Source organism: Citrobacter sp. CK180, from assembly GCF_030333655.1.
Classification (GTDB): domain Bacteria; phylum Pseudomonadota; class Gammaproteobacteria; order Enterobacterales; family Enterobacteriaceae; genus Citrobacter_B; species Citrobacter_B koseri.
Genome location: NZ_JAOWFM010000043.1, coordinates 30,718 through 56,940, shown reverse-complemented (window position 1 = coordinate 56,940; position 26,223 = coordinate 30,718). Strand labels below are relative to the sequence as shown.

Below are 26,223 nucleotides of genomic sequence, written 5' to 3'. Positions count from 1 at the left end.
ATTTTGTTAGATATTACCCCTGAGCATCCGGGAAGGGGGCAAAATGGATAGAATAGTTGTTGTTTTTTTTCATTACATGATCGGTGTCTGATTTTAGCTGTCTGTTACATGTACGAAAACGACAATTTTTTTATCTGTTTTACGGCTATTTACCGCGGGAAAACCGAAGATCGCCCGAATCGCACGGGTGGATAAGCGTTTACAGTTTCGGGATTCACGTAAAAGCAGTACAGTGCATTGTAATAAAATTACAACTATACCCTGGCAAAAGCACCGGGATATTTAACTGAGGAGAATGACATGGCGGTAACGCAAACAGCCCAGGCATGTGACCTGGTCATTTTCGGCGCGAAAGGCGACCTGGCGCGCCGAAAATTGCTGCCTTCCCTGTATCAACTGGAGAAAGCCGGTCAGATTAACCCGGATACCCGTATTATCGGGGTGGGTCGCGCGGACTGGGACAAAGATGCTTATACCAAAGTGGTTCGCGAAGCGCTCGAAACCTTCATGAAAGAAAAGATTGATGAAGGCTTGTGGGATACCCTGAGCGGCCGTCTGGATTTTTGCAATCTGGACGTTAACGACACTGAGGCGTTCGGTCGTCTGGGGGCCATGCTGGATCAAAAATCGCGCACCACCATTAACTATTTTGCGATGCCGCCGAGCACCTTTGGCGCCATCTGTAAAGGTCTGGGTGAAGCGAAGCTGAACGCTAAACCGGCTCGCGTGGTAATGGAAAAACCGCTGGGCACCTCGCTGGCGACCTCGCGTGAAATCAACGATCAGGTAGGCGAGTACTTTGAAGAGTGCCAGGTTTACCGTATCGACCACTATCTGGGCAAAGAGACCGTTCTTAACCTGCTGGCGCTGCGTTTTGCCAACTCGCTGTTCGTGAATAACTGGGACAACCGCACGATTGATCATGTGGAAATTACCGTTGCGGAAGAGGTGGGTATTGAAGGTCGCTGGGGCTACTTCGACCAGGCGGGCCAGATGCGCGACATGATTCAGAACCACTTGCTGCAAATTCTGTGCATGATTGCGATGTCGCCGCCGTCCGATCTGACGGCCGACAGCATTCGCGATGAGAAAGTGAAAGTGCTGAAGTCGCTGCGCCGCATCGATCGCTCGAACGTGCGCGAGAAAACGGTTCGCGGGCAATACACCACCGGTTTTGCTCAGGGCAAAAAAGTGCCGGGCTACCTCGAAGAAGAGGGAGCGAACAAGAGCAGCAACACCGAGACCTTTGTGGCGATTCGCGTGGACATCGACAACTGGCGCTGGGCGGGCGTACCGTTCTACCTGCGCACCGGTAAACGTCTGCCGACCAAATGCTCTGAGGTTGTCGTCTACTTCAAGACGCCTGAGCTGAACCTGTTCAAAGAATCCTGGCAGGATCTGCCGCAGAACAAGCTGACCATCCGTCTGCAACCTGATGAAGGTGTGGATATCCAGGTGCTTAACAAAGTGCCGGGTCTGGACCACAAGCATAATTTGCAGATCACCAAACTGGATCTGAGCTATTCCGAAACCTTCAATCAAACGCATCTGGCGGATGCTTACGAGCGTCTGTTGCTGGAAACCATGCGCGGTATTCAGGCGCTGTTCGTGCGTCGTGATGAAGTTGAAGAGGCCTGGAAGTGGGTGGACTCCATCACTGAAGCCTGGGAAATGGATAATGATGCGCCAAAACCGTATCAGGCGGGGACCTGGGGGCCGGTCGCTTCGGTGGCGATGATCACCCGTGATGGCCGTTCCTGGAATGAGTTTGAGTAAAATTCCATCTAGCCCATAGGTGTTATTTTACCGGTAACATGATCTAACACAGATTGTAGAACAATTTTTGCACTTTTAAGCCTCGCGTGGATTCACCCGCGGGGCTTTTTTTATTACACTGCCGGAAGTGATTTTGCCCCAGTGCGCCATATAACAAGCGATTCAGCAATATTTAACCTTACTGAAACTCTTTGTTAATCGGCGGCACAGACAAATAAATTTCAGGAGACTCTATGAATCCAGATTTGTTACGCGTAACAAAGCGCATTGTCGAACGCTCGCGTGAGACACGTTCTGCCTACCTCGCCCGTATTGAACAAGCGAGAACATCCACTGTTCATCGCTCGCAGCTGGCATGCGGTAACCTGGCGCACGGCTTTGCCGCCTGCCAGCCTGACGATAAAGCGTCACTGAAGAGCATGTTGCGTAACAATATCGGGATCATCACCTCTTACAACGACATGCTTTCCGCTCATCAGCCGTATGAGCACTATCCAGAGATCATCCGCAAAGCGCTGCATTCTGCGAATGCGGTAGGCCAGGTCGCCGGCGGCGTTCCTGCGATGTGTGATGGCGTGACGCAGGGGCAGGACGGTATGGAGCTTTCTCTGCTGAGCCGCGAAGTGATCGCAATGTCGGCGGCGGTGGGACTGTCTCACAATATGTTTGATGGCGCGCTGTTCCTTGGCGTGTGTGACAAAATCGTCCCCGGTCTGGCGATGGCGGCGCTGTCATTTGGCCACCTGCCGTCTGTTTTCGTGCCTTCCGGCCCGATGGCAAGCGGTCTGCCTAATAAAGAAAAAGTGCGTATCCGCCAGTTATATGCGGAAGGGAAGGTCGATCGCATGGCGCTGCTGGAATCTGAGGCGGCCTCTTACCACGCGCCAGGCACCTGTACGTTCTACGGCACCGCCAACACCAACCAGATGGTGGTGGAGTTCATGGGGATGCAGTTGCCCGGCTCATCCTTTGTTCACCCGGACGCGCCGTTGCGTGAAGCGCTGACCGCTGCCGCCGCGCGCCAGGTGACGCGCCTGACCGGTAACGGCAACGAATGGATGCCGATCGGTAAGATGATTGATGAAAAAGTGGTCGTGAACGGCATTGTGGCGCTGCTGGCAACCGGCGGTTCAACCAACCACACCATGCACCTCGTCGCGATGGCGCGGGCGGCAGGCATCCTGATTAACTGGGATGACTTCTCCGATCTGTCGGAAATCGTACCGTTGATGGCGCGTCTGTATCCGAATGGCCCGGCAGATATTAACCACTTCCAGGCGGCAGGCGGCGTACCGGCACTGATGCGTGAACTGCTGAATGCGGGACTGCTGCATGAAGATGTGAATACCGTGGCGGGTTTTGGTCTGTCTCGCTATACCTTCGAACCGTGGTTGAACAACGGCGAGCTGGACTGGCGCGAAGGGGTGGCGAAATCCCTGGACAGCAGTGTGATTGCCACCTTTGATAAGCCGTTCTCCCACCACGGCGGAACGAAAGTGCTGAGCGGCAACCTTGGCCGCGCGGTCATGAAAACGTCTGCGGTGCCGGTTGAAAATCAAATTATTGAAGCGCCAGCGGTTGTTTTTGAAAGTCAGCATGATGTTTTACCGGCTTTTGAAGCGGGTCTGCTTGACCGCGATTGCGTGGTGGTTGTACGCCATCAGGGACCAAAAGCGAACGGAATGCCAGAATTACATAAACTCATGCCGCCACTTGGTGTATTATTGGACCGTTGTTTCAAAATTGCGTTGGTTACCGATGGACGGCTTTCCGGTGCTTCAGGTAAAGTGCCTTCAGCAATCCATGTAACCCCGGAAGCCTATGATGGCGGGCTGCTGGCGAAAGTACGCGATGGCGACATTATTCGTGTGAATGGACAGACAGGCGAACTGACGCTGTTGGTTGATGATGCGGAACTTGCCGCTCGCCAGCCTCACATTCCTGACCTGAGCGCATCGCGCATCGGTACAGGCCGTGAGATGTTCAGCGCGTTGCGTGAAAAACTGTCCGGCGCCGAGCAGGGCGCAACCTGTATGACGTTTTAAGACGACAAATTTTGTACTCAGGCGAGAGAAAACTCTGATGAAAAACTGGAAAACAAGTGCAGAAGCAATCCTGACCACAGGCCCGGTTGTACCGGTGATCGTGGTGAACAAACTGGAACACGCGGTGCCGATGGCAAAAGCGCTGGTTGCAGGCGGTGTGCGCGTTCTGGAAGTGACTTTACGTACCGCGTGTGCGATGGATGCCATCCGCGCTATCGCGAAAGAAGTGCCGGAAGCGATCATCGGTGCGGGTACGGTTCTGAACGCGCAACAGCTGGCGGAAGTGACGGAAGCGGGCGCGCAGTTTGCTATCAGCCCGGGCCTGACGGAGCCTCTGCTGAAAGCGGCGACCGAAGGCACCATTCCGCTGATTCCAGGTATCAGCACTGTTTCCGAACTGATGCTGGGTATGGACTACGGCCTGAAAGAGTTCAAATTCTTCCCGGCGGAAGCTAACGGCGGCACCAAAGCGTTGCAGGCGATCGCAGGTCCGTTCTCTCAGGTACGCTTTTGCCCGACTGGCGGTATCTCTCCGGCGAACTACCGTGACTACCTGGCGCTGAAAAGCGTTCTGTGTATCGGGGGTTCCTGGCTGGTTCCGGCTGACGCGCTGGAAGCGGGGGACTACGATCGCATCACGAAACTGGCTCGCGAAGCGGTAGAAGGCGCGAAACAGTAAGCTCAAATGCCCGGTGGCGCCGACGCTTACCGGGTCTACGTTTTATAGGGTTGTAGGCCGGATAAGCGCAGCGCCATCCGGCATTTTTTTACCCCGCGACTTTCACCTGCGCCGCCGCGTATTTTGCACGCTCAACGGCCTCTTCGACGCGTTCCGCTGTCGCCAGCGCGACGCCTAACCGACGGGTTCCGTCGATGTCCGGCTTGCCGAAGAACCGCACCTGTAAACCCGCTCCGACGGCCGCTTGTACATTATCAAACGTTACATTCTGGCTGGTGAGCGTCGGTAAAATAACGGCGGACGCGGCAGGGCCATACTGACGAATTTCGCCCACGGGCAGGCCGAGGAAAGCGCGAACGTGCAGGGCAAACTCTGACAGATCTTGCGAAATCAACGTCACCATGCCGGTATCATGCGGTCGCGGGGAGACTTCGCTAAAGACCACCTCATCGCCGCAGACAAAAAGCTCGACGCCAAATAACCCATAGCCGCCTAACGCCAGAACAACCTTGCGGGCGATCTCCTGCGCGCGCGCCAGCGCCAGATCGCTCATCTGCTGCGGTTGCCAGGATTCACGATAATCGCCGTCTTCCTGACGATGGCCGACAGGGGCGCAAAAATGGACGCCGTCTATGGCGCTGACGGTCAGCAGAGTGATTTCAAAATCGAATTTAACCACGCCTTCGACAATCACGCGCCCTGCGCCAGCGCGGCCGCCCTGTTGGGCATATTCCCATGCCTGCGACAGTTGGTCGGCGCTGCGGATGAAACTCTGTCCTTTACCAGAAGAACTCATCACCGGCTTCACGATGCAGGGAAAACCGATCTCCGCCACCGCCTCGCGAAAGCGTTCTTCGCTGTCGGCAAATCGGAAAGAAGAGGTCGGCAACGCCAGCTCTTCTGCCGCCAGACGACGGATGCCTTCACGGTTCATCGTCAGTTGCGTCGCCCGGGCGCAAGGCACCACATTCAGTCCTTCCTGCTCCAGTTCTACCAGCATGTCCGTCGCGATAGCTTCAATTTCCGGCACAATGAAATGCGGCTTTTCGCGTTCAACCACGCGGCGCAGCGCTTCGCCATCCAGCATATTGATGACGTGTGAACGGTGGGCGACGTGCATCGCAGGCGCATCCGGGTAACGATCCACCGCGATAACTTCCACACCCAGACGTTGGCATTCTATCGCCACTTCTTTTCCCAGTTCGCCTGAACCCAATAACATTACGCGCGTAGCCGCCGGACGCAGCGCGGTGCCTAATAACGTCATAAAATATATCCCCTGATTTAACTGGGCGCAGTATATACGAAAACGTTTGCGTCTGTCTTTATTGCCAGGTTGATTTCATTACTGAAAAGTAATACACTGTACATAATTACAGGTAATTGAGAGGCTGCAAAAATGGCGGTTGAAGTTAAATACGTGGTCATTCGGGAAGGTGAGGAAAAAATGTCGTTTACCAGCAAAAAGGACGCCGATGCGTATGACAAAATGCTTGATACGGCAGACCTGCTCGACACATGGCTTGAGCAGTCTCCGGTAGCGATGGAAGACGAACAGCGCGAAGCGCTTTCTCTGTGGCTGGCTGAACAAAAAGACGTATTGAGCACGATCCTGAAAACCGGCAAATTGCCGTCGCCGCAGGTGGTTAAAAGCGATGCGACGGCGGAGGATGACACGCAAGCGGCCTGAGTCTGACTTGCGCTCCCGACGTTTTGTACCATGCTTTTTCCTGAATCATTGTGCTATGCCCGTGGATTTCGCGTTGCAAACATGCAGCCTGAAAGACGAAGGAGATATAAGGAGAAAAAGTATGAATAAAAAAAGAGGAGCGCTGTTGAACCTGCTGTTGTTGTCCGCCAGCGTATCGGTCTTCGCTGCCGATACGGCCAGCAAATCGGTGAAATTCCCGACCTGTGAAGGGCTGAACGCTGATGGGATCGCCGCCAGCGTGAAGCGCGATTATCAGCAAAACCGTATCGTACGTTGGGCTGATGACCAAAAAAAGGTCGGACAGGCGAATCCGGTAGTGTGGGTCAACACTCAGGATATTACCGGCAAAGAGGGTAACTGGACGGTTCCTCTGACTGTTCGCGGGAAAAGTGCCGATCTTCATTATCTGGTAAAGGTTGATTGCAAAGCCGGAACCGCGGAATACCAGCCCCGCTAATGGCAAATTTGCGCATCTTTTGCTGAATTAGACACTTCCTGACATCCCCTCAAGTACGCTTTGACGATTCATCGTTTGTATTTGAGGGGTAAAATGGCTAACTGGCTAAACCAATTACAATCTCTTCTCGGGCAAAACGGAGCCTCTGCATCTTCTTCAGGCGAACAAGGGCTGAGTAAACTGCTGGTTCCCGGCGCGTTAGGCGGTCTGGCCGGTTTACTGGTCGCCAATAAATCTTCCCGTAAGTTACTGACTAAATATGGCACCAGCGCCCTGTTGGTTGGCGGCGGCGCGGTGGCAGGCACCGTCTTATGGAACAAATACAAAGAGAGGGTACGTGCTGCGCATCAGGATGAGCCGCAATTCGGCGCGCAGAGTACGCCGCTGGACCAACGAACCGAGCGGTTGATCCTCGCCCTGGTGTTTGCGGCGAAAAGCGACGGGCATATCGATAGCCAGGAGCGTGCAGCCATCGAACGCCAGTTGCGTGAAGCCGGGGTGGAGGAGCAGGGACGTGTGCTTATCGAACAGGCGATTGAACAGCCGCTCGATCCGCAGCGTCTGGCGCAAGGCATCCGTAATGAGGAAGAGGCGCTGGAAATTTACTTCCTGAGCTGTGCCGCCATTGATATCGACCATTTTATGGAGCGCAGTTATCTGAATGCGTTGGGCGATGCGCTGAAAATTCCTCAGGATGTGCGGGACGGCATCGAGCAGGATCTGCAACAGCAAAAACAGGCTCTGCCAGGCTAACGTAATCCCCTGCATAGCATGTTTCGCTTGCATCGTGCGTGACTTTTGCCACCCTTATAGGGTGTTTAAAGACAAAAGAACAAAGACATGCTACCAAAAGCCACCCGTATTCCGCACACCATGACGCTGCATGGCGACACCCGTGTCGATAACTATTATTGGCTGCGAGACGACTCCCGCTCGCAGCCTGATGTCCTTGACTATCTGCATCAGGAAAACGCCTATGGACATCAGGTCATGGCGTCACAGCAGGCGTTACAGGATCGCGTGCTGAAAGAGATTATCGATCGCATTCCGCCCAGAGATGTTTCCGCACCTTACGTCAAAAATGGTTATCGCTACCGGCAAATTTATGAGCCAGGGTGTGAATATGCTATTTACCAACGCCAGCCGGCGCGAAGTGAAGAGTCGGATGCGTGGGATTTATTGCTGGATGCGAATCAGCGAGCGGCTCACAGCGAGTTTTATACTCTCGGTGGAATGGCCATTACGCCGGACAACACCATCATGGCGCTGGCGGAAGATTATCTTTCCCGTCGTCAGTATGGGCTGCGTTTTCGTAATCTTGAAAGCGGTAACTGGTACCCGGAACTGCTGGATAACGTGGCGCCAGAGTTTGTCTGGGCGAATGATTCGTTGACGCTTTACTACGTGCGTAAACACGGCACCACGTTGCTGCCTTACCAGGTATGGCGTCATACCGTGGGTACGCCGGCCACGCAGGATCAACTGGTCTATGAAGAAAAGGACGACGCTTTTTACGTCAGTTTGCACAAAACCACCTCTCAGCATTATGTGGTGATCCATCTCGCCAGTGCGACCACCAGTGAAGTGCTGTTGCTGGATGCTGAACTGGCCGATGCGGAACCCTTCTCGTTTTTACCACGGCGTAAAGATCATGAATACAGTCTCGATCATTACCAGCATAAGTTTTATCTGCGTTCCAATCGCCACGGAAAAAACTTTGGTCTGTATCGCAGCCGGGTACGTGATGAAAATGCCTGGGAAGAGCTGATTGCGCCGCGCGAGAGCATCATGCTGGAAGGGTTTACCCTTTTTACCGACTGGCTGGTGGTGGAAGAACGCCAGCGTGGTTTGACCAGCCTGCGGCAGATTAACCGTAAAACGCGTGAAGTTACGGGGATTGCGTTCGACGATCCGGCCTACGTCACCTGGCTTGCCTATAACCCTGAACCGGAAACGTCCCGCTTACGTTATGGTTATTCATCGATGACGACGCCGGACACCTTGTTTGAGCTGGACATGGATACCGGCGAGCGGCGCGTGCTCAAACAAACGGATGTGCCGGGATTTGACGCTGCGAATTATCAGAGCGAGCACCTGTGGATTGTCGCCCGGGATGGCGTAGAGGTTCCGGTTTCGCTGGTTTACCATCGAAAACACTTCCGTAAGGGGCAAAATCCACTGCTTGTCTACGGCTACGGTTCCTATGGCGCCAGCATGGATGCCGATTTCAGCAGCAGTCGGTTAAGTTTGCTGGATCGCGGATTTGTTTACGCCATCGTGCATGTTCGCGGCGGCGGTGAGTTAGGTCATCAGTGGTATGAAGACGGTAAGTTTCTGAAAAAGAAAAATACGTTTAATGACTATCTTGATGCCTGCGACGCGTTGCTGAAACTGGGCTACGGCTCGCCTTCATTTTGCTATGGCATGGGCGGCAGCGCGGGCGGCATGTTGATGAGCGTCGCGATTAACGAACGTCCTGAACTTTTTCATGGCGTCATCGCGCAGGTGCCGTTTGTTGACGTCCTGACGACAATGCTTGATGAGTCTATCCCTTTAACCACGGGAGAGTTCGAAGAGTGGGGAAATCCGCAGGATGCGGAATACTACGCGTATATGAAAAGCTACAGTCCGTACGACAACGTCACCGCGCAGGACTATCCGCATCTTCTGGTTACCACCGGGTTACATGATTCGCAGGTGCAATACTGGGAGCCCGCCAAATGGGTCGCTAAACTGCGCGAACTGAAAACGGATGACCACCTGCTGTTGCTGTGTACGGATATGGATTCCGGGCATGGCGGGAAGTCCGGGCGTTTTAAAGCGTATGAGGGAGTGGCGCTGGAATTCGCTTTTCTGATTGGTCTCGCTCAGGGCACGTTGCCAGGGCAGGCAGGCGCTCAGGCGTCGCTCAGATAGTGTTTAAGCGTTAAACGCAGCTCCGGGCTCATGTTGTCAAGGTTATTAAATAACCAGCGCAGATAGCCCGGATCGCGCTCGGCGACTTCAGAAACGGCTTTGCCGCGATATTTGCCAAACGTAAATGTCGTTAACAGGGCCGGGCGTCCGGTAATGTCGACCATTTGTTCCGCCGTCCAGCCTGACGTGTTCATAATATCGATCAGCAATGCCGCCGTGATATAGCAGTCATACAATGCGCGGTGATGATGAAGGCCGGGCGGTGTTTGCACGCTTAGCTTACGGGATTTGTAGAGCGCCATGTTGCTGTATTTGATCCCCGGCCATAACCGGCGGGACAGCTTCATGGTACAAATCCACTCTCCGGGCATCTCTGGCAGTACACGCCGGTCGAAACTGGCGTTATGCGCGACATACCATTCGCTTCCGTGATAGAGCGGAATGATATCTTCGATCCAGGGTTTATCGGCAACCATCGATTCACTGATACGGTGAATCGCCATCGCCTGCGGGCTGATGGGGCGGTCAGGACGAACCAGATGGCTCATTGGATTGACAATTCTCCCCGCCACCACATCGACAGAGGCAATCTCAACAATCCCGCCCTGTAGTCCGCAGGTTTCCGTATCTATAACTCGCAACATGGGGTGCTCCCGACCGAAAACACCTAGCGTAATGGAATGATATCGCCTTGCCAACCCCGTGTCGTATGCTGACCTGTTAACAACAGAGAACCGCTGTCCGCGCGGACAATGAGTTGGCCGCTTTCATCCCATAGCGCGCTGCTGCCTCCGGCGTTTGCCATCAACACGGCAATGGCGAAGCGATGCGAAAACCGTTGCAGCCGGGAGGTGGAGGTAAATAAATCATGTTCGCTGACGCACTGGCTGGTGGTGAATAACGAAAAGGCGGGATCGATATCAATGCCTTCCGGCTGCTCATCCATCACGCTTATCGTTTTCCGGTGGCGGGCCACGCAGGCGCCGTGGCTTTGATGAAAGATCAGCGGCGATGTCACCCAGGGGGCGAAAATGGCAATGCCTCTGACTAACTGGCCGTTATGCTCAACCGGCAGCCCGGCAATAATCGTCATGCGGTATGCGGATGCCGCATAAGCAAGCGGCTGTAATAAGGACTCATCGGGCGGGACAGGGAGCGCCTGCGCCGTATCGTTGCATCCGGTTAACGACAGGGAAGGGAATACCAGGAGTTCGCATTGCTGGCTGGCAGCAATCTCAACAAATTGCAGATGGTGCGCGACATGTTCTGCCAGCGTGGCGCGAGGTGGTTCATACTGCGCCGCCGCGATTTTCCAGTGTGACATAATGATTTCCTTTTCATAGTGTCTACAATCATCCTTAAATCTTAGTTTAAGAATGTACTTATACTGTAGCAACTCATGTGTAAGGAAGTGTAACGCTATATAAGTTTATTTAACTTTAGGTTCGTAAGGTAAGCGTGACAGGGAAACCGACGCCAGACGGTGGGCAATCAGACGTTCACGAAACCATTCGCGCAGGTGTTCTGGCTGTTCACGCTCAACGACTTCTGCCACGACGGGCATATTGTAACGCTCTTTAAACGCCACACCGGCTGCGGCCAGGTCAACGTTGATCTTATCCATGTCAGCTTGTTCAAGTTGAGCCAGGTTCGTTTGCATACGCTTCTCCTTATCATCAATGGCGCGCAAAAGTTACTAAGAGTGCGCCTCAATGGCAAGCCGGAAATGATGATTCTCGACTCGACCATTATAGAAGGTTATTCTCTGTAAATCAGACATAACAAAAAGGAATAATTGATATGGCTTCTACTGCACCTTCTTTGCGCTATGCTCTCCTTTTCCTCGCCTCAACGCTGGCGGCGCCTGCGGCCTGGGCACATGCACATCTGACGCATCAATACCCGGCGGCTGACGCTGAGGTGACTGCCGCGCCGCAGGCATTGACGCTGAATTTCTCCGAAGGCATTGAGCCTGGCTTCAGCGGGGCGACGCTGACCGGGCCAAAGCAGGAAAGCATCAAAACGCGGCCTGCGAAGCGCAATGAGCAGGATGCGAAACAGCTCATTATTCCTCTGGATCAGACGCTTAATCCCGGAACCTATACGGTTAACTGGCATGTGGTGTCGGTTGACGGTCATAAGACAAAAGGGCAATACACCTTTAGCGTGAAGTAATCATGCTGACGTTTACCTGGGTAGCGCTTCGCTTTATCCATTTTAGCGCCATGATGCTGGTGTTTGGCTGCGCGTTATATGGCGCGTGGCTGGCGCCGGTTTCTGTTCGTCGCCTGATGACGCGCCGCTTTCTGCGCCTGCAACAGCACGCTGCCGTGTGGAGCTTTGTCAGCGCGACGCTGATGCTGGCGATCCAGGGGGGACTAATGGGGGCGGGCTGGCAGGACGTGATCTCGGTTTCGATATGGGGCGCGGTTTTACAGACCCAATTTGGCGGCGTATGGCTGTGGCAGATTATTCTCGCGTTTGTCACGTTGGTCATGATGCTGGTTGTGCCGAGAAATTTACCGCGTCTGCTGCTCATCCTGATGATTGCCCAGTTTATGTTGCTGGCAGGCGTTGGCCACGCCACGCTGAATGATGGCGTGGTGGGCGCGGTACAGCAGATTAACCATGCGACTCATCTGGTGTGCGCTGCGGCCTGGTTTGGCGGCCTGCTGCCGGTTATCTACTGTATGCGCATGGCGCAAGGTCGCTGGCGACAACAGGCCATCGAAACAATGATGCGTTTCTCCCGCTATGGTCATCTGTTTGTCGCGGGCGTATTGTGCACCGGCATCGCAAATGTGCTTTTTATTACGGGGTTTTCCGCCCCCTGTCATACCGCGTACGGGCAGTTTCTTTTGTTAAAATGTGTCCTTGTCCTGCTAATGTTGGCAATTGCGCTAACGAACCGGTATGTTCTCGTACCACGTATGCGGCAGGAAAATCGCCGCGCGAATCTCTGGTTTATCTGGATGACTCAGATTGAATGGGGAATTGGAGCCGTTGTGCTGGCGATTGTCAGCCTGTTCGCAACCCTGGAACCCTTCTGATGGACTGGCAAAACTCATGAAAAAAATGATTCTCTCTCTGCTGTTGTTGGCAAGTTCAGGCGCTGCGCTGGCGGCGCCTCAGGTTATCACCGTGAGCCGCTTTGAAGTGGGTAAAGACAAGTGGGCGTTTAACCGCGAAGAGGTGATGCTGACCTGCCGACCGGGCCATGCCCTGTATGTCATCAACCCGAGCACGCTGGTGCAATACCCGCTGAACGATGTTGCAGAGCAGCAAGTTGCAAGCGGCAAAACCAACGCGCAGGCTATCACCGTCATTCAGATTGACGATCCGGCAAAACCGGGTGAAAAAATGAGCCTGGCACCGTTTATTGAACGCGCGGAAAAGCTCTGCTAATTACCAGAAGTATCTTTCTGATTTCCAATAAAAAACCGCAAGCCTCATGCAGAGGAACTTGCGGTTTTTTCGTTGTTGCGGCTGACAACGGTCGTTTTTTACCGGCCACTTTCGTCGTGGACTGGAAAACCTGGCGTCGTCATCTATTCTTAAAGGGCAAGGCGACTTAGCCTGCATTAATGCCAACTTTTAGCGCACGGCTCTCTCCCAAGAGCCATTTCCCTGGACCGAATACAGGAATCGTATTCGGTCTCTTTTTATTTTCCTTTAAAATCAAATGTTTATGTATCTTCCCTCGAAATTCCTCGAAATTTCCTCGAATTTCCGTATCCGGTCTTTTTCCCTTATACCACAACAAAATTAGATTTAACATTTTTTAAACTGAAAATCAGAGCATCATATACGCCTTTTCATCACGCTCATCGAGATACATTTTTGTTGTGTTCTCTGATGTATGCCCCAGCAGCTTCTGGGCGAAATCTTCGCCGTAGGCGTCTTTGTACAGTCGCCCGGACAAGCTGCGGATTTCATGAAACGGCGGCGGGTTTTCGCTGAATGCAATGTCAGTTAATTTCCTGGCAGCGACAAACTTTTTCGTCAGGCTGTCAGGGTGAATACTCCCGTCCGGGCTGTTCTTCCTGACCCCTGCGCTGATCAGATAGTCAGTCCTGCTCACAAGTCGGCAGCGATCGACCACCGTTCCGAGGCGCAGGCCGACGGATGGGAGACTGAGCGACAACGGTAACGCTATTTTCATCCCTGTTTTGATCTGTTTTACATATAGACGGTCATCAATAATATTACTGAATCGCATGCAGGAAACATCTTCGCGACGCTGACCAGTGATCAACGCGAGATCCATAGCCAGAGGAAACCATGTCGGCAGTTTCTCTGCTGCTGCACGAATTTTTCTATACACGTCCAGTCTCAGACGATCACGCGCAACCTCGATTTTGGGCGCGCGGGTTGGCTCAACCGGATTCTGTGTTATATGCCCCTCAACAACCGCCTCCCTGAACATATCTGATAAGACAGATCGCATTGCTCCCGCCATAGTATTCTTCCCTCCTTCAATCCACGTTTCCAGAAATGTAGCAATATGCTTTGTGGTCACTTCCGCCAGGAGCATTCCGCCCATTTTGTCCCGTATAGTCGCTAACTGGTTGCCACGGATCTTGTATGTGTTCGCCGACAGATTGCGACGCTGTAACAGTACCTCATAGCGCTCGATCCACTTTGTGACAGTAAGCGAGTCCAGACCTTTAAGTTTTTCAATCAGCGCAACAGGGGTGTAATTCTGCGCGATGAAGTTGTTGGCCTCGATCGCCTGTGCGACCGCATCCCTGCGGGAAATTTGCCCCAACACAATTTCTTTTTTAGTCAGCGGATTACGCCAGTAAAACGCTCTGTCATTTTTACGATAGGTGAGGTTCTTGGGTAGATTAGCGTCGTATCTTTTTTGACTCATTTATTAACTGCTCCAGCAACGCACTTTTTTTACCAGTTCGCCCGTTGGGATGGTGCTGTTGCAGCACTTTTCCCGCTTTGTTGGGCTTGATATAAAACGCTTCCGGGTTAACGCGGTATTCACGCCCATGAAGCTCGGGGGGCGGGTAGATGTTTCCGTTCCTCGCCCAGCGTCTGAGGGTCACTCGCGCCGGGGGATTGTCGGGATAAATCTTCGCTGCCCAGGTGGTCAGAGTTACGTATGACATCTCGTTACCTCATGACAGGCTGCATTATCGATATACAGCCCGTTTAAAACTGATTTTCATAAATCACTTAAATGGACACGCCGCGTTGATAGCTGTGCTGACTGTTTACGGCCTGGCTCTCAGCTTTCTGACGCATGCGTTACGACGCTGGGCGATCAGCGCTACTCCGGTAGCTGTGTTTTGCATCGCGACAAGCTCAGTTAGTAACGTCTGGGCGCGACGAAATAACCCGCGTTGTTCAAGTTGAGCTATTTTCTCTTCCAGATCTTTTATTTCGTCATAACTGCACTTCGGCGGAGGGGCATCAGGAATAATCGTCGGGGAATAACCCGGCGCGGCGCTGAACAGGCTTATTTTACCTTCTCTTTGTCGAATAACTTTTCCTTCACCGATCAATTTGCTTAGTAAGTTACTGCAACTACTGTTATTTCCCATGCCTGATATTTCGGTAATAACAGAAAGGGGGGAACGGGGGTTGTGATATACGAAATTAGTGATGATTTCTTTTTTTGAAAGTTTCATAGCCATTAATGGCCCCGAAGGGCCACCTCCAAATTACCGAACCTGTAATGACTCCGCACCAATTTCTAAATGTGCGCCTTTAATTTCTTTGCCGGATTCAATAGCTTCTTTGATTTTTTTCTTATCAGGAGCAACAACAGTAGCAATGTCCACTAACTCATCCGGCAATTGATCAACGTTATCGATCACTACTGATACTGAACCTTTGCGCACTGTCAGGGTGTTGCGCTCGGTCTTGAAGTTCTTAAGTTGCGCCGCTTGTAGGCACTGGAGAATATACGCTTTAAGGTTTTTAGCCTGGTTTTCAAATGATTTTTTACGGTCACTGAGGCGTTTAACTTCTTCCGCTAAAGTGTTTGCCTGGCCTTCAATGTTTCGCACCAGAGACATAATTCCGTCGAACTTATCACCGAGTTGCATTTCCACATCTTCAAGAGTGTCGGCGATATCTTCGGAGGTAAATTCACCGTTCTCAACTAAAGCGAGAAGCTTTGTCATGTTTGCGGCGATAGAAATAGCGGTATTATTCTGGATCATATAATTGTTGCCTCTACATTGTTTCCGTTCGTTATCTTTACAAATGACCGCTCGCAATGCGGACAGGTTGAAATTGTGTCCCAGATCTCCCCAGCAGGGGCTGGCAGGGTTTTTATGACACGTCTGCAATCAGGGCATTTGAAGGTGATTAGCTTTCTTCCATTCTGTTCAACCCTGCGCACGTATTTCAGGTAATCAGCCATTAACTGTCTCATGCCGATTGCTCCTGTTTTGTAACGTTCTCCAGCTCGCTGACTTTCTGCTCTACGGCACGGTGCAGAACCAGCAGACGCTTTTTCAGATATGCATCAAATTCGTTATCTGCTTTTGCCTGGGCATCTTTGCGGTACACATCCACTTCACGAGTGATTGTGCTGTAAACGCCTTTTGCTTCATTCGTTGTAACTGCTGAGCGAATGATTTCGAGGTTTCTCTCGATTCGTTCATCAAGCTCTTTACGTAAACGAATGGTGTCACCAGCTTTATCCGAAGCGTTTTTAATTGCGAACTCTGTGCGGTTCTCTTCCTGGTATTCTGGCTGGTCATAGAGACCGAGCCACACGTCGGCGCTGAAGCCGAGCAGTGAAAGACCTTTTTTGATCGCATCGGTCAGTGATTTTTTCTGCGCTTCACCGTCGCACTTGAGTCCGTGTTTGGTTCTGTACAGGTACGGCGTGGCGCCATAGGAGTAAACACTTCCCTCATCGGTTTCGGTCTGATACCAGAGACGGATTTTAATGCTGTGATTTTGCTCAAACAGCAGGGTTCCGTCGGCATCGCGCAGCATACGGTTGCAAATAAATTTCTTATCTTCGTAGATCGCTTCACTGAGTGGGGCGCCGGGGAGCATGCGATCTTCCAGAATTTCAAAACCCCAGCGGCTTCCGATCGGGCCAAATAACTCTGTTGCGCGCATAACCATGTATTCAGCGTTAATACTGGTTCCTTCAAACCCTGTGCCGCTCAGTTCCTTAGTGAAGCGCGGATCTGTACGCATAACGTTGCGCCAGATATTGAGGTTGTCCTGCGCTGTAGCAGGTTTCTCCGACAGCTCTTTCTCCAGGCTGTCACCAACACTCTGGAAATCAGCAGAAGGTTGACGCGGTAGAGTTTCTTCGGTGTCATTTTCCGTTTTTTCCCCCTCATTTGAGGGGGATGTATCCTGATGATCTTCATTTTTCGGCTGCTCAGCCATCAGGGAATCAACGGAGTAGATCCCATTGCCGTGGCTTTTAACCTCAGGTTGTTCGTGACGCGGCTCTACGTTCTCCTGAGGTGCTTTGTACGTGCCGTTCTTACGTGCCTGATACTCTTCCTGGCTGATTTCAGTGCAGCCATCGGAAAGCGCTTTGTTCAGGCCGGGCAGTTTGTTTGCACGACCAACCTTTTCACCGTCCGGGAACAGGAAATAAAACGGCCCCTGACGTTCGGTTACTACTTCCTTGCCTTCCTGAGGCTGCTCAGTAGATTGTTCCTGCTCCACTGGATCTGATTCAGACGGATCATCAGCCAATTCATCCGCATTCTGTGGTTCCTGTGCTTCGCTTTCATTTTCTTCACCGTCCGGCAGGTAATCAGGTAACAGTTCGTGACCTGCAAAATGTTCCCGTACATACGCACGGCGGGCATCATCATCTTTGATCAGGGACAGATCTTTCATTCCGTCCAGGGTGAGGGCATACAGCTCGCTTTCAGGAAACAGGTAAATCCCCGGAATACCGATAAGCGTTGTACGCCATGCGCGCCACGCAGGATCACGCGATTCTTTTATGTGTTTTGCGTGTTTTACCTGTGTCGCATTGGCGGTTTCGGGATCAAGCCCCATAACGAGCAGCGCAACAACAGTGTCGAAACGGTCAGGATCACCGCTACCAACTTTCGCTTTTTCTTCTATCTGCTGAATGGTCTGGTTTGCTGCCTTTTCTCTTGCAATTTCGACAATGGATTTTGACGGGCCGGTTTCCTTCCTCTCGGAATCCTGGCGCTTTTTCCATGCGAACAGTTCGGCTTTAATTTCAGGCCATTTTTTATTTTGTGAGCATTTGTGCTTAACCCATCCGATAGCGAACAGCTTACGCTCAGGGTACATAGCGTTAATCTCAGGTGTTTTGTTGAGCGCTTCAACAATATGACCTTCGAATGTGCCAGCTTCATCCTGCGTTAACTCCAGTGCGGCAGGGAGCATATCTTTTGTGATTTCGGTTGTGTCGAATTTAACGAGAACCGCGTTTTGCATTACTGTAGACAGCTTTCCGAAGTCAACTGGTTCCGGTTCATTCTTGCGTAATACGGGATGGCCGATATCTTCCGGCCAGTCGTTTTTATAAAGAAATTCGTCATCCCACACGCCACGAACAGGGCGGCATGGAACATCGGGAGTATCTTCGCAAATGAGGATTTTATATGCTGCATCCTGTGAGCCTGGATATTCTTCCAGAAACAGGAATGAAGCTTTTGCTCTCGCGTGTTTCATATCTTTTGCATTGAATGCAGTTGCAACACGGCGAGCGCCAAACTCCTCAACTGATTTATCATCAGGAATATAACCAGCAATGAAAATTTTCTGTTCAGACATAATTTACTCCTTAATTAAAACTGTCATTCAGTAGCCAGGAAAAACGGTTTTCCCATTCTTGTTCTGCACGGTCATATGCAGCGACTGTTATAAAGTCGTTATAAGCTTCTATAGTTTTTGAAGATTGAAGCCCCATTCGAATATCGTTAGATAAATGAGTCGAAGCGAAATAGGCTGGTTCGGTTGGATATTCAGCTTTTATCTCTGCGGCTCGTTTATCTATCCACTCGTCGCGCGTAAGATCTGCGTTATCCTCTTTGTCCTGCCGTTCCTTTATTTGGTCTTGAATTAAATAAGCTGGCATTATTCAGTACCTTTTAATGCCCCGTTTCCGGGGCGGTAACAATCAATGTACGCGTGAGTTAGCACCTTCTGAGAAAGTACGTTTATAAGCGGGGTAATCCATACCGGAAACTTCGCGTGCATCTTCGATTTGCATACGAAGAAACGAAATGTTTTTCACCGCTTCATTTTCATTATGAAACTTACCCAGCAGATATCCGCCATCAAGAAAAACGGTGTATGGGCCGTTCTCAGAAGGTGAGTGAATTACCCCTGATAAGTTTTCACCGCAATCAAATGATGCAAACTCATTAGTGAGTAGTTCCAGATTAATTTTTACAGATACCACTTTAACTTTTAACATACGATGCTCCTGATTTTAGGTTGATAAATACCCTGCCCGTTAGGGCATAAATAAAATTGTTTCTATGCTTAGTTAATTAATGCGTCTCCGCGACCATCCAGAAGAATGGTTATCCAGATATCTTTAGTTAGGGTGCTTTCCCTCATGTTATTTAAATAAAGTTTTCCGCCGCGATTCGCTGATGCTTTCCATATTTGGTTTTTATATAAAACCATCATACCTGCACGAACACATCCGCGAATTACTTCCTCTGTGCCGTAATGCTGATGTTTCATAATGCCTCCGCCAGCATTTTTACGCGGATCGCCTGCTTTACTTCTTCGACGATCTCAAGGTGGCGGGGTAGAGCACCACAAAACCAGTGGGATGCTTGTCCAAAAATTGCCCGGTACACGCAACCCCTCTCGGGGTCGTAAGTAAAATCGGCAGTGGTTGTTTTCCAGGTTACAGGTTTAGCGCTCATAAGCTTTCTCCCATCGTGGCCTTAACGCGGCTAACGGAACATTTTTCTGAGTAATCACTGTGCTGTGATTGCTGTTGATGGGGTAACTTTAGTTTTCTCATGTTGCAAGGTCAAGAAAAATTATGAGAAAACTCAATATTTATGACGTGAGAAAACGCAACACATTGAATGTGAAGAGATTAAATTTTATTTCGAAGGTTTGTTAGGGCTGATTATTACGCTTTCTGGCTTCAAGAAGTTCATTGAACAGGCGGTTAAAATTCTCAACACGCGCTTTCATTCCTTCAATTTGGGTGATCTGTTCTGATTCAGGCAATGCCCGATAAAGACGAAGAAGTTCTTGCTCATCTTCTTTTAGCACGGATGCGGTATCAGTAGGGCGTGGTTCTTCTGGAGTCTGGTCGGTATCACCAAAAAGTAGCCATGTTGGTGAGCACTGTAACGCCGAGGCTAGTTTGTGCAGATTCGCGCCACGCGGGGCAGTGTTATCACTTTCCCACAGCGAAACGGAAGATTCAGAAACGCCAGCTGTTTTACTTAACTCATTCTGACTTAAGCCGATCTGCTTGCGTCTCTGTCTAATTCTTTGACCTAAAGTTATCTCACTCATTGAGTTATCTTAATATTTCTTGACTTGAGATTCCTTGCCTGCTTAAACTTGAGAAAACTCATGATAAGGTGCAAGTAATGTTGAAATCTGAAGTCATCAAATTCTACGGAACTAGGGTCAAGGTTGCGCGCGCAGCTGGTGTTGATCCGTCTGCTGTTTCTCAATGGGGTGAACTCGTACCGGAGAAAAACGCTGCTCGTTTGCAGCTTGATTCCGGCGGTGCCCTGCAATACGACCCTGAAATTTATATTCGCCATGCTAAAGCAAAGCGATCTGGAGAACTGAATCATGAAAATCAGTCCTCCGATTGATGTTGTTGCCGCAGAACTGGAAGCATGGGCGCTTGAGGCTGGCTGGAAGGCCGTTGGCCTGGCCGTTGCTGAGCAATATCACTTAACGGGTGGTGGCGACATTCTGCCAGTAACCAGCACCGCGAAGGGACTGAATAACGCAACGCAGCGCGTTAAACGGATCTTCCGTGGATTTGATGGCCCGAGATATGCGCCGCAGGCCGAAGGTCTGAAAGCCGCAGCTCTGGCGGCACTACCGACAGAGCGCCGTGCGCGACTGGAATATCCGGGCGATCCCGTCTTTCTGGCGGCGGTGGCCGCTAAAGAAGGGATAGAGGCGATTAACGCCGTGAACCTCGGCGCGGCGCCAGCATTAGTAATTCAGGCAATTAACGAAGCGATCGCCGCGTTCCTGGCTATTAAAGCTGCTGTTGAGCGACTGTTGTGCGGCGAGACGAACGAAGCTTACAGGGGGCGGTATGCGTAATTGTATTCACGACTTTGCTGCTTCTTGCAGACCAGTTATCAAGGCCTCCAAGTCGGTTTTGTGTACGCGAATGGTATTGAGGTTGTCATCGTCCATTGAGCCGTCGCTTTGGGAAATTTCGACGAAGCCCTCATCGTTAACTTCGATGCTGATTTCATTACGTTGAGGCACGGTGAATGCAAATGTTCCCATGTGATAACTCCCTGAGCAATTTAAGTTTTATGCACATTCTTGGCATGTTCTTAGCCAAGAGACAAGGTGAAGTATATGGCAAACGCTATGCCTAAGACAAAGGCAAACAATGAGCCTTATCGCAAGGTAAAGATCACTATGTGGGATGACCCTAAATTTCGGTCTCTATCCCCGTTGCCACCGAGTGGGCAGAGTTTGTTTATTTATCTGCTAACAAGCCCATTTACCGGGATTATACCAGGCCTTTTTAAAGCTGGGCGTGCGGCAATGGCCGAGGAGCTGGGATGGGAAGTGGAAGCCTTCGACTTAGCCTTAGGCGAAGCCTTAGCGTTAGGTATCGTTAAAGCCGACCTTCAAGCCAGAGTTTTTTGGCTTCCAAACGCGGCAAAACATAATCCGCCAGTTTCGATAAATGTCATCAAATCATGGGCGAAAGCATTCAATTACCTCCCTGAATGTCCTCTTAAATGGGAGGCGTGGGAATCGCTTAGAGCCGCATGTTACGGGGTTTCTAAGGCTATGGGTAAGGCATTCGATGAGGCATTACCTTTGCCTAAGGATAAGCCTACGCCTTTGTCATCAGGTATCCAGAAAGCAGTAAACAGTAAACAGATCTTAAAAGATCAAAACATATTGTCTCATGGCGAAAAAAACGCCACGAGACCAGATGAACAAAATAATTCGACTGCTGCTGGTGGTGAGAAAAATAAACCCAAGCGTCAGTTTGAATATCCCGATGACTTCGAAGAGGCCTGGAAAGAATATCCACGTCGGCCCGGTAGCCCGGATAAGCGAGGGGCATTCAATGCCTGGAAAGCCCGTATTCGTGAAGGTGCCAGGGTCGAGGAAATTCTTGCCGGAGTTAAACGTTACGCGGTGTATATCCAGGCAACTGGAAAGTCTGGAACAGAATTTATCAAGCAGGCCAAAACATTTTTTGGTCCATCGTGCCACTACGAGGACGAATGGAATATTCCGGCTGACTACAAGGGCAGAAGAGACGTAAACGCAATTTCTCAACCCGATAACACAATTCCTGATGGTTTCAGGGGGTAAGCATGAAAGACATTTCAGCAGTTGGCGGCGCGCTGGAACGACTGAAACGGATTATTCCGGCAGGCGTTCAGCCAAAGTTTACTACCGCCGAAGAATGGCGGAACTGGCAGCAGGAAGAAGGGCGTAAACGCTCTGCTGAGGTGGACAAACTGAACCAGAAAGCGCGTGCAGAAAAGATCCTGGGGCGATCTGGCATACAGAATCTGCACCGGAACTGCACATTCAAAAATTACGAAGTAACTGGCGATTCGCAGCGCCGCGCACTGAGCCTTGCAAAAAGTTACGCCATGAATTTCGGTTCTGGATTTACCAGTTTTGTATTCAGCGGAAATCCGGGCACCGGGAAAAATCATCTGGCGGCAGCAATCGGGAATTACTTACTCCAACAGGATCGCTCCGTTCTGATTGTTACGGTTGCCGATCTGATGCTGCGCGTTCGGGCGTGTTACGACGGGGGGCAATCGGAAGCAGCTCTGCTTGATGAGCTGGGCCATGTCGATTTGTTGGTTCTTGATGAAGTCGGGATCCAGAAGGACTCCCAGCACGAAAAAATAATCCTGAATCAGATTATCGATCGCCGCCTGGCATCCATGAAGCCGGTCGGTGTACTGACAAATCTGAACTATGACGAACTAGCCAGAACATTAGGGGAGCGTGTTGTTGACCGCCTGAAAATGGATTCTGGCATGTGGGTAAATTTCGACTGGGGCAGCTATCGCAAGAACGTTAGCCACCTCCGGTTAGTTAAATAATCGCTAAGGAGCGGAATCAGTGAAAATTATCAAGTTAAACCAGCAGGTAACGATTGAACGCCAGGAGGCCAACAAATGACTTATCCGAAAATCGGCGGTGTTTTAAAAAAGAAAAAAAATACCAGCGCAAAATGCAAATGTGGTGCGGTTGCAAAATATAAAACCACGGTACAAGTGAACATATTTCGCGGTGATGACGAGGTTTTTTGGGCTTGCGATGAGCATAAAAACGACAGTTTATTTTTGCTTACAGATATCAGCAGGGAGATAGCCCAATGAGCACTGGTATCAAACACCCAGCCATTCGCTACCACGGCGGAAAATTCCGCCTGGCATCGTGGATTACCAGTTATTTCCCGGAGCATCGCTGCTATGTTGAACCGTTCGGCGGCGCTGCATCCGTCCTGCTGCGTAAGGAACCCAGCGAGGCCGAGGTATATAACGATCTTGATTGTGATGTGGTGAACCTGTTCAGTGTCCTGCGTGATCCTACTGCCAGTCGTGCGCTTATCGAAGCATGCGCATTAACGCCTTATTCCCGAACTGAGTTCCAGTGCGCTTACGAACCAACCGACGATCGTGTAGAGCAGGCTCGACGTCTTATCGTCCGCGCCACTATGGGCTTCGGGAGTGCTGGCGCCACGAAGGGAACTACAGGATTTCGCCTTGATACTAAACGCAACAGCAGCACCGCACAGCGTGTATGGGCTCGCCAGCCTGACAACCTCGCAGCGGTCGCCAGCCGGTTCGCTGGCGTCCTCGTTGAGAACCGACCGGCTATTCAGTGTATGCAGGACCATGACACGCCGACCACGCTCCACTTTGTTGATCCGCCGTATGTCCATGACACCCGGACAGGTTCAACAAAAACAAGCGCGTACCGCTTCGAAATGACGAACGGCGAGCATGTAGAACTACTCGACGCGCTGAAATGCTTGCAGGGGATGATCATCGTCTGCGGCTATGACAGCAAACTTTATAACGATGCACTGGCAGGCTGGCTGCGCGTCACGCGCACCACGGCGGCAAATGGTCATTCAGGCTCAGTACAACGTACCGAATGCCTCTGGATCAACCCGGCAGCACAGAAAAAACAGGAGCGTGCAGCATGACAGACAAACAGGCGCTGCGTGATATCGCAGAGAAAACAAAAATCGCTGGCGAAGCTCCGGTTATGCCGTTCGAGCAACGAATCAATGCGCTGAATGATTTCATGAAGCACTTTACCCCGGCAACTGCGCTGGCGCTGCTGGATGAGCTGGAAGCCAAAGACAGGCGCATTGTCAAGTTATCCACTAAACGTGCAAGGGATGTCGAAACGCTCCAGAGCGAATTGATACAGGCAAGAATCCGAGCTGAGGACGCAGAGAAACGGATTGCTGAGTCTTCTGGTCAGAAACGGCTGATTGGGTGGCGGGCGTCAGATTACACCGATGAGACATCAGACCCTGAGTTAGCTAAAAACTGGGCTTCGGCGATTGGTGTGCTGCCTATTTTTGAAGGCGACGTGAATACCAAACTTAGCGCCGCTGGCATCGGTATCAAAGGAGAAAGCAATAATGGCTAAAACAGAATTAAATCGCCTTAATCGCGAGTTCCGTAAAGAAACACGTCACTGGATGGGACACCCTGACGGATTCACTAATAAAAAACAGTGGAAAGACTGGTGCCGTGAGAATGCTGTCATTCTTCATTCGGCGCGTAATGTTGAGCAATTGCCAAATGATGAAGTTATCAATGATCAGTTAGATGCAGATAGCGCTGTTATTGAAGAAATGAGCAACTGGTAAAGGGCGGTAACAAAATGGCAAAAGTAACTTTTTTAGATGAACTGGCAAAAATCTACACTGAAAAAAAACGCTCTCAGGTTGAGCGGGCTTATTCAGTGTACAAAAATAAATCCGACTCATTACACTGGTCGCAAGTTGTTGAAGCCCGAAATCGCAAAGTAATTCGTAAGATACGCCGTAGCGCAGGTAAATCCAATCGTCTCGGTGGTCGTGCTACGGCTTACGGTCGCGTTGCTGCAATGAGCGAAGTAGATATGTGGGCGAAAATTTGCCGTACGAATCGACGTCTTGGGGGATTAAATGACCAATAACAAACTAACAGGCCTCGGCGCGGATCATCCTGCTAACGGCCCGCTTACAACCGAGCGATTGCACCAGTTGCGCGACGCGTTCCTGCGTACTCTTCACTACTCGAACGGCGGCGGGATGGATTACATCATCGCTGACGCTGTGAAAGCGATTGATGAATTGCTTGAGGTGCGGAATGCTGAGCCTGTCGGATACTATCGAAAAGGTAGTGATGGATTTTATTTTGCAAGCCCTACAGAGCAACGACCCGGAACCATTCCGCTCTATCGCCACGCGCAGCCAGAGCCGGTAGCTGATGGTTGGTTCGTTGACGCGAAAAGACTGGCAGAACTCCACGGAACCAGCTTCGTAGTATTCCGTCATGGTGATGAGCCTCAGTGTGCTAATCCGACAGAAGTGGTGATTTCTCTCACTGATAAAGGTTAGATAAGACTTATCAGCACCGCAGTTTTGTGTATCAGAAAAAGCTGAAAGAACATCGGAAAGATAGTAAAATCCGCCAAAACAGCGAGTTATATATTAACGCTTTGTTCGCATCTGCTGGATGCTGTAAACGTAAAAGAAGGATCAAATGACCTACGCAATCTGTTTGGTTATCTACGTTCTGGGATTTGTTGCAATGTATTTTTATTCTTTGAAGCGTGATGTTGTGTGTGATCTCCCCAGAAATCCGCGAGAAGCGTTCTGGTTTGCAATATTCTGGCCGGTGCTTGTCGTGTTTATGGTAATCGCTATTTTTATTGAAAAAGTCGTTGGTTTGGTCCGTGCAGGATATCGTCACTGTAAAAAATCTGGAAAATCATAGTGATGAAAAGTAATATTGCTGCGGGTGCTTGAGGCTATCTGTCTCGGGCATGAACACCAAAGGCAGATAGAGAAAAGCCCCAATCGACTATAAATCGACTGAGGCCAATCTGATGCTTGAACAACTGAAGATTAGCTTCTTAACAGAAAAAAATCAACTGAGGAAGCTATATGCGCAGGAGCTATGTGTATTGCCTGGTGGTGGTTTGTATCACCGTCCTGGTGTTTGTCTGGATGGTTCGCGGTTCGCTTTGCGAGCTGCACATCAAACAGGGGAACACAGAGCTTTCTGCGTATTTAGCCTACGAAGTTGAACAACGTTAAGAGCACCGGCGGGGAGAAATCCCCGCCACTCTTTTCTCGTTTTTGCAGCCTCAACGCGCCCACACTACTAACCCGCCGCTGGCGGGTTTTTTTATGCCTGTCGAAAAAAAACCATGAGAAACAGGTAACTGGCTTTTGCAAAAAGTGCTCTATGCAGGTTGA

Annotated in this window: 38 protein-coding genes; 22 read left to right on the top strand and 16 right to left on the bottom strand. The window is 50.8% G+C overall.

Annotation, left to right across the window (positions count from 1 at the left end):
• Positions 1–300 precede the first annotated feature (300 nt).
• The 3 genes from zwf to kdgA all read left to right on the top strand — a co-directional run bounded on the left by zwf (position 301) and on the right by kdgA (position 4,500).
• Positions 301–1,776, top strand: coding sequence for a glucose-6-phosphate dehydrogenase (gene zwf / locus OGV50_RS07840; RefSeq protein WP_012132010.1), 1,476 nt, complete (start codon positions 301–303; stop codon positions 1,774–1,776).
• Between the two features lie 233 nt (positions 1,777–2,009).
• A complete protein-coding gene (gene edd / locus OGV50_RS07835) occupies positions 2,010–3,821 on the top strand; it encodes a phosphogluconate dehydratase (protein ID WP_101744119.1) in 1,812 nt (603 codons plus the stop codon).
• 37 nt (positions 3,822–3,858) lie between these two features.
• Positions 3,859–4,500, top strand: a complete 642-nt coding sequence (kdgA, locus tag OGV50_RS07830) for a bifunctional 4-hydroxy-2-oxoglutarate aldolase/2-dehydro-3-deoxy-phosphogluconate aldolase (protein ID WP_012132013.1) — start codon at positions 3,859–3,861, stop codon at positions 4,498–4,500.
• A gap of 88 nt (positions 4,501–4,588) precedes the next feature.
• Here kdgA and purT read toward each other — a convergent pair whose 3' ends face one another.
• On the bottom strand, positions 4,589–5,767 hold the full coding sequence (purT, locus tag OGV50_RS07825) for a formate-dependent phosphoribosylglycinamide formyltransferase (RefSeq protein WP_071258714.1): 1,179 nt from the start codon (positions 5,765–5,767) through the stop codon (positions 4,589–4,591).
• Positions 5,768–5,899: 132 nt separating this feature from the next.
• Between purT and yebG the strand changes: the two genes are divergently transcribed.
• The 4 genes from yebG (at position 5,900) to ptrB (ending at position 9,584) form a co-directional block, all read left to right on the top strand.
• Complete coding sequence (yebG, locus tag OGV50_RS07820; RefSeq protein ID WP_058669278.1) at positions 5,900–6,190, top strand: DNA damage-inducible protein YebG; 291 nt, start codon at positions 5,900–5,902, stop codon at positions 6,188–6,190.
• Between the two features lie 121 nt (positions 6,191–6,311).
• A complete protein-coding gene (yebF, locus tag OGV50_RS07815) occupies positions 6,312–6,668 on the top strand; it encodes a protein YebF (RefSeq protein ID WP_200090708.1) in 357 nt (118 codons plus the stop codon).
• A 93-nt stretch (positions 6,669–6,761) separates the two neighbouring features.
• Positions 6,762–7,421: a tellurite resistance TerB family protein gene (locus tag OGV50_RS07810; protein ID WP_058669276.1), complete on the top strand. Its 660-nt coding sequence runs from the start codon at positions 6,762–6,764 to the stop codon at positions 7,419–7,421.
• Positions 7,422–7,508: 87 nt separating this feature from the next.
• Positions 7,509–9,584, top strand: a complete 2,076-nt coding sequence (ptrB, locus tag OGV50_RS07805; protein ID WP_200090707.1) for an oligopeptidase B — start codon at positions 7,509–7,511, stop codon at positions 9,582–9,584.
• Here ptrB and exoX read toward each other — a convergent pair.
• The 3 genes from exoX to OGV50_RS07790 form a co-directional block, all read right to left on the bottom strand.
• Entirely contained in the window at positions 9,566–10,228 is a 663-nt protein-coding gene (exoX, locus tag OGV50_RS07800; protein ID WP_012132019.1) for an exodeoxyribonuclease X, read from the bottom strand. The two genes, ptrB and exoX, sit on opposite strands and share 19 nt — an antisense overlap.
• Before the next feature lie 23 nt (positions 10,229–10,251).
• On the bottom strand, positions 10,252–10,908 hold the full coding sequence (locus OGV50_RS07795; protein ID WP_024130258.1) for a carbon-nitrogen hydrolase family protein: 657 nt from the start codon (positions 10,906–10,908) through the stop codon (positions 10,252–10,254).
• A gap of 105 nt (positions 10,909–11,013) precedes the next feature.
• Complete coding sequence (locus tag OGV50_RS07790) at positions 11,014–11,244, bottom strand: DNA polymerase III subunit theta (protein WP_024130259.1); 231 nt, start codon at positions 11,242–11,244, stop codon at positions 11,014–11,016.
• Positions 11,245–11,384: 140 nt separating this feature from the next.
• On the opposite strand from OGV50_RS07790, the gene yobA reads away from it, so the two are divergent.
• From yobA to OGV50_RS07775, 3 genes are read left to right on the top strand one after another with little or no spacing between them, the layout of a single operon-like run.
• Entirely contained in the window at positions 11,385–11,759 is a 375-nt protein-coding gene (yobA, locus tag OGV50_RS07785; RefSeq protein ID WP_012132022.1) for a CopC domain-containing protein YobA, read from the top strand.
• Positions 11,759–12,634 carry a copper homeostasis membrane protein CopD gene (gene copD / locus OGV50_RS07780; RefSeq protein WP_200090983.1) on the top strand — a complete coding sequence of 292 codons (876 nt, stop codon included), beginning with the start codon at positions 11,759–11,761 and terminating at the stop codon, positions 12,632–12,634. Before yobA ends, copD begins: the two co-directional genes overlap by 1 nt.
• 16 nt (positions 12,635–12,650) lie before the next feature.
• A complete protein-coding gene (locus OGV50_RS07775) occupies positions 12,651–12,989 on the top strand; it encodes a YebY family protein (protein ID WP_012132024.1) in 339 nt (112 codons plus the stop codon).
• A gap of 388 nt (positions 12,990–13,377) precedes the next feature.
• On the opposite strand, the gene OGV50_RS07770 is transcribed toward OGV50_RS07775, so the two are convergent.
• The 11 genes from OGV50_RS07770 to OGV50_RS07725 form a co-directional block, all read right to left on the bottom strand.
• Positions 13,378–14,457: a tyrosine-type recombinase/integrase gene (locus tag OGV50_RS07770; RefSeq protein WP_194208836.1), complete on the bottom strand. Its 1,080-nt coding sequence runs from the start codon at positions 14,455–14,457 to the stop codon at positions 13,378–13,380.
• Positions 14,432–14,704, bottom strand: coding sequence for an excisionase (locus OGV50_RS07765; RefSeq protein ID WP_194208835.1), 273 nt, complete (start codon positions 14,702–14,704; stop codon positions 14,432–14,434). The genes OGV50_RS07770 and OGV50_RS07765 overlap by 26 nt, the downstream gene beginning before the upstream one ends.
• Positions 14,705–14,809: 105 nt before the next feature.
• Positions 14,810–15,232, bottom strand: a complete 423-nt coding sequence (locus tag OGV50_RS07760) for a PerC family transcriptional regulator (RefSeq protein ID WP_194208834.1) — start codon at positions 15,230–15,232, stop codon at positions 14,810–14,812.
• 27 nt (positions 15,233–15,259) lie between these two features.
• Positions 15,260–15,763 carry a siphovirus Gp157 family protein gene (locus tag OGV50_RS07755; protein WP_228099620.1) on the bottom strand — a complete coding sequence of 168 codons (504 nt, stop codon included), beginning with the start codon at positions 15,761–15,763 and terminating at the stop codon, positions 15,260–15,262.
• Positions 15,760–15,966 (bottom strand): hypothetical protein, encoded by a 207-nt coding sequence (locus OGV50_RS23625; protein WP_502873422.1) that lies wholly within the window; start codon positions 15,964–15,966, stop codon positions 15,760–15,762. The genes OGV50_RS07755 and OGV50_RS23625 overlap by 4 nt, the downstream gene beginning before the upstream one ends.
• A gap of 8 nt (positions 15,967–15,974) precedes the next feature.
• Positions 15,975–18,338, bottom strand: coding sequence for a phage-associated endonuclease (locus tag OGV50_RS07750; protein WP_286488450.1), 2,364 nt, complete (start codon positions 18,336–18,338; stop codon positions 15,975–15,977).
• 10 nt (positions 18,339–18,348) lie between these two features.
• Entirely contained in the window at positions 18,349–18,642 is a 294-nt protein-coding gene (gamL, locus tag OGV50_RS07745; RefSeq protein ID WP_286488449.1) for a host nuclease inhibitor GamL, read from the bottom strand.
• A 42-nt stretch (positions 18,643–18,684) separates the two neighbouring features.
• Positions 18,685–18,984 (bottom strand): DNA breaking-rejoining protein, encoded by a 300-nt coding sequence (locus OGV50_RS07740; RefSeq protein ID WP_194208831.1) that lies wholly within the window; start codon positions 18,982–18,984, stop codon positions 18,685–18,687.
• A gap of 68 nt (positions 18,985–19,052) precedes the next feature.
• Complete coding sequence (locus OGV50_RS07735; protein ID WP_194208830.1) at positions 19,053–19,259, bottom strand: cell division inhibitor protein; 207 nt, start codon at positions 19,257–19,259, stop codon at positions 19,053–19,055.
• A complete protein-coding gene (locus OGV50_RS07730; RefSeq protein WP_286488448.1) occupies positions 19,256–19,447 on the bottom strand; it encodes a hypothetical protein in 192 nt (63 codons plus the stop codon). Before OGV50_RS07730 ends, OGV50_RS07735 begins: the two co-directional genes overlap by 4 nt.
• 202 nt (positions 19,448–19,649) lie before the next feature.
• Positions 19,650–20,057: a helix-turn-helix domain-containing protein gene (locus tag OGV50_RS07725; RefSeq protein ID WP_194208828.1), complete on the bottom strand. Its 408-nt coding sequence runs from the start codon at positions 20,055–20,057 to the stop codon at positions 19,650–19,652.
• Between the two features lie 77 nt (positions 20,058–20,134).
• Between OGV50_RS07725 and OGV50_RS07720 the strand changes: the two genes are divergently transcribed.
• Both OGV50_RS07720 and OGV50_RS07715 read left to right on the top strand, forming a co-directional pair.
• Positions 20,135–20,368: a Cro/CI family transcriptional regulator gene (locus OGV50_RS07720; protein ID WP_194208827.1), complete on the top strand. Its 234-nt coding sequence runs from the start codon at positions 20,135–20,137 to the stop codon at positions 20,366–20,368.
• On the top strand, positions 20,346–20,834 hold the full coding sequence (locus OGV50_RS07715) for a toxin YdaT family protein (protein WP_286488447.1): 489 nt from the start codon (positions 20,346–20,348) through the stop codon (positions 20,832–20,834). The genes OGV50_RS07720 and OGV50_RS07715 overlap by 23 nt, the downstream gene beginning before the upstream one ends.
• A 6-nt stretch (positions 20,835–20,840) precedes the next feature.
• Here the strand turns inward: OGV50_RS07715 and OGV50_RS07710 are convergent, their stop codons facing one another.
• Positions 20,841–21,026 carry a hypothetical protein gene (locus tag OGV50_RS07710; RefSeq protein ID WP_202781231.1) on the bottom strand — a complete coding sequence of 62 codons (186 nt, stop codon included), beginning with the start codon at positions 21,024–21,026 and terminating at the stop codon, positions 20,841–20,843.
• A gap of 267 nt (positions 21,027–21,293) precedes the next feature.
• On the opposite strand from OGV50_RS07710, the gene OGV50_RS07705 reads away from it, so the two are divergent.
• From OGV50_RS07705 to OGV50_RS07660, 10 genes are all read left to right on the top strand, one after another.
• A complete protein-coding gene (locus tag OGV50_RS07705) occupies positions 21,294–22,082 on the top strand; it encodes an LvrA C-terminal domain-related protein (RefSeq protein ID WP_286488496.1) in 789 nt (262 codons plus the stop codon).
• Positions 22,083–22,084: 2 nt separating this feature from the next.
• Positions 22,085–22,834, top strand: a complete 750-nt coding sequence (locus OGV50_RS07700; RefSeq protein WP_202781230.1) for an ATP-binding protein — start codon at positions 22,085–22,087, stop codon at positions 22,832–22,834.
• Between the two features lie 75 nt (positions 22,835–22,909).
• The gene (locus OGV50_RS07695; RefSeq protein WP_286488446.1) at positions 22,910–23,113 is read left to right on the top strand and encodes a hypothetical protein; all 204 of its coding nucleotides are present in this window, start codon (positions 22,910–22,912) and stop codon (positions 23,111–23,113) included.
• Complete coding sequence (locus OGV50_RS07690) at positions 23,110–23,946, top strand: DNA adenine methylase (protein WP_286488445.1); 837 nt, start codon at positions 23,110–23,112, stop codon at positions 23,944–23,946. Before OGV50_RS07695 ends, OGV50_RS07690 begins: the two co-directional genes overlap by 4 nt.
• A complete protein-coding gene (locus OGV50_RS07685) occupies positions 23,895–24,401 on the top strand; it encodes an ead/Ea22-like family protein (protein ID WP_502873420.1) in 507 nt (168 codons plus the stop codon). The genes OGV50_RS07690 and OGV50_RS07685 overlap by 52 nt, the downstream gene beginning before the upstream one ends.
• Complete coding sequence (locus OGV50_RS07680) at positions 24,394–24,624, top strand: hypothetical protein (protein ID WP_286488443.1); 231 nt, start codon at positions 24,394–24,396, stop codon at positions 24,622–24,624. Before OGV50_RS07685 ends, OGV50_RS07680 begins: the two co-directional genes overlap by 8 nt.
• A gap of 14 nt (positions 24,625–24,638) precedes the next feature.
• Complete coding sequence (locus tag OGV50_RS07675) at positions 24,639–24,935, top strand: hypothetical protein (protein ID WP_286488442.1); 297 nt, start codon at positions 24,639–24,641, stop codon at positions 24,933–24,935.
• On the top strand, positions 24,925–25,359 hold the full coding sequence (locus OGV50_RS07670) for a hypothetical protein (RefSeq protein WP_286488441.1): 435 nt from the start codon (positions 24,925–24,927) through the stop codon (positions 25,357–25,359). The genes OGV50_RS07675 and OGV50_RS07670 overlap by 11 nt, the downstream gene beginning before the upstream one ends.
• A 145-nt stretch (positions 25,360–25,504) precedes the next feature.
• On the top strand, positions 25,505–25,738 hold the full coding sequence (locus OGV50_RS07665) for a hypothetical protein (RefSeq protein WP_286488440.1): 234 nt from the start codon (positions 25,505–25,507) through the stop codon (positions 25,736–25,738).
• 170 nt (positions 25,739–25,908) lie between these two features.
• Positions 25,909–26,061, top strand: coding sequence for a Hok/Gef family protein (locus tag OGV50_RS07660; RefSeq protein ID WP_200089928.1), 153 nt, complete (start codon positions 25,909–25,911; stop codon positions 26,059–26,061).
• Positions 26,062–26,223 lie beyond the last annotated feature (162 nt).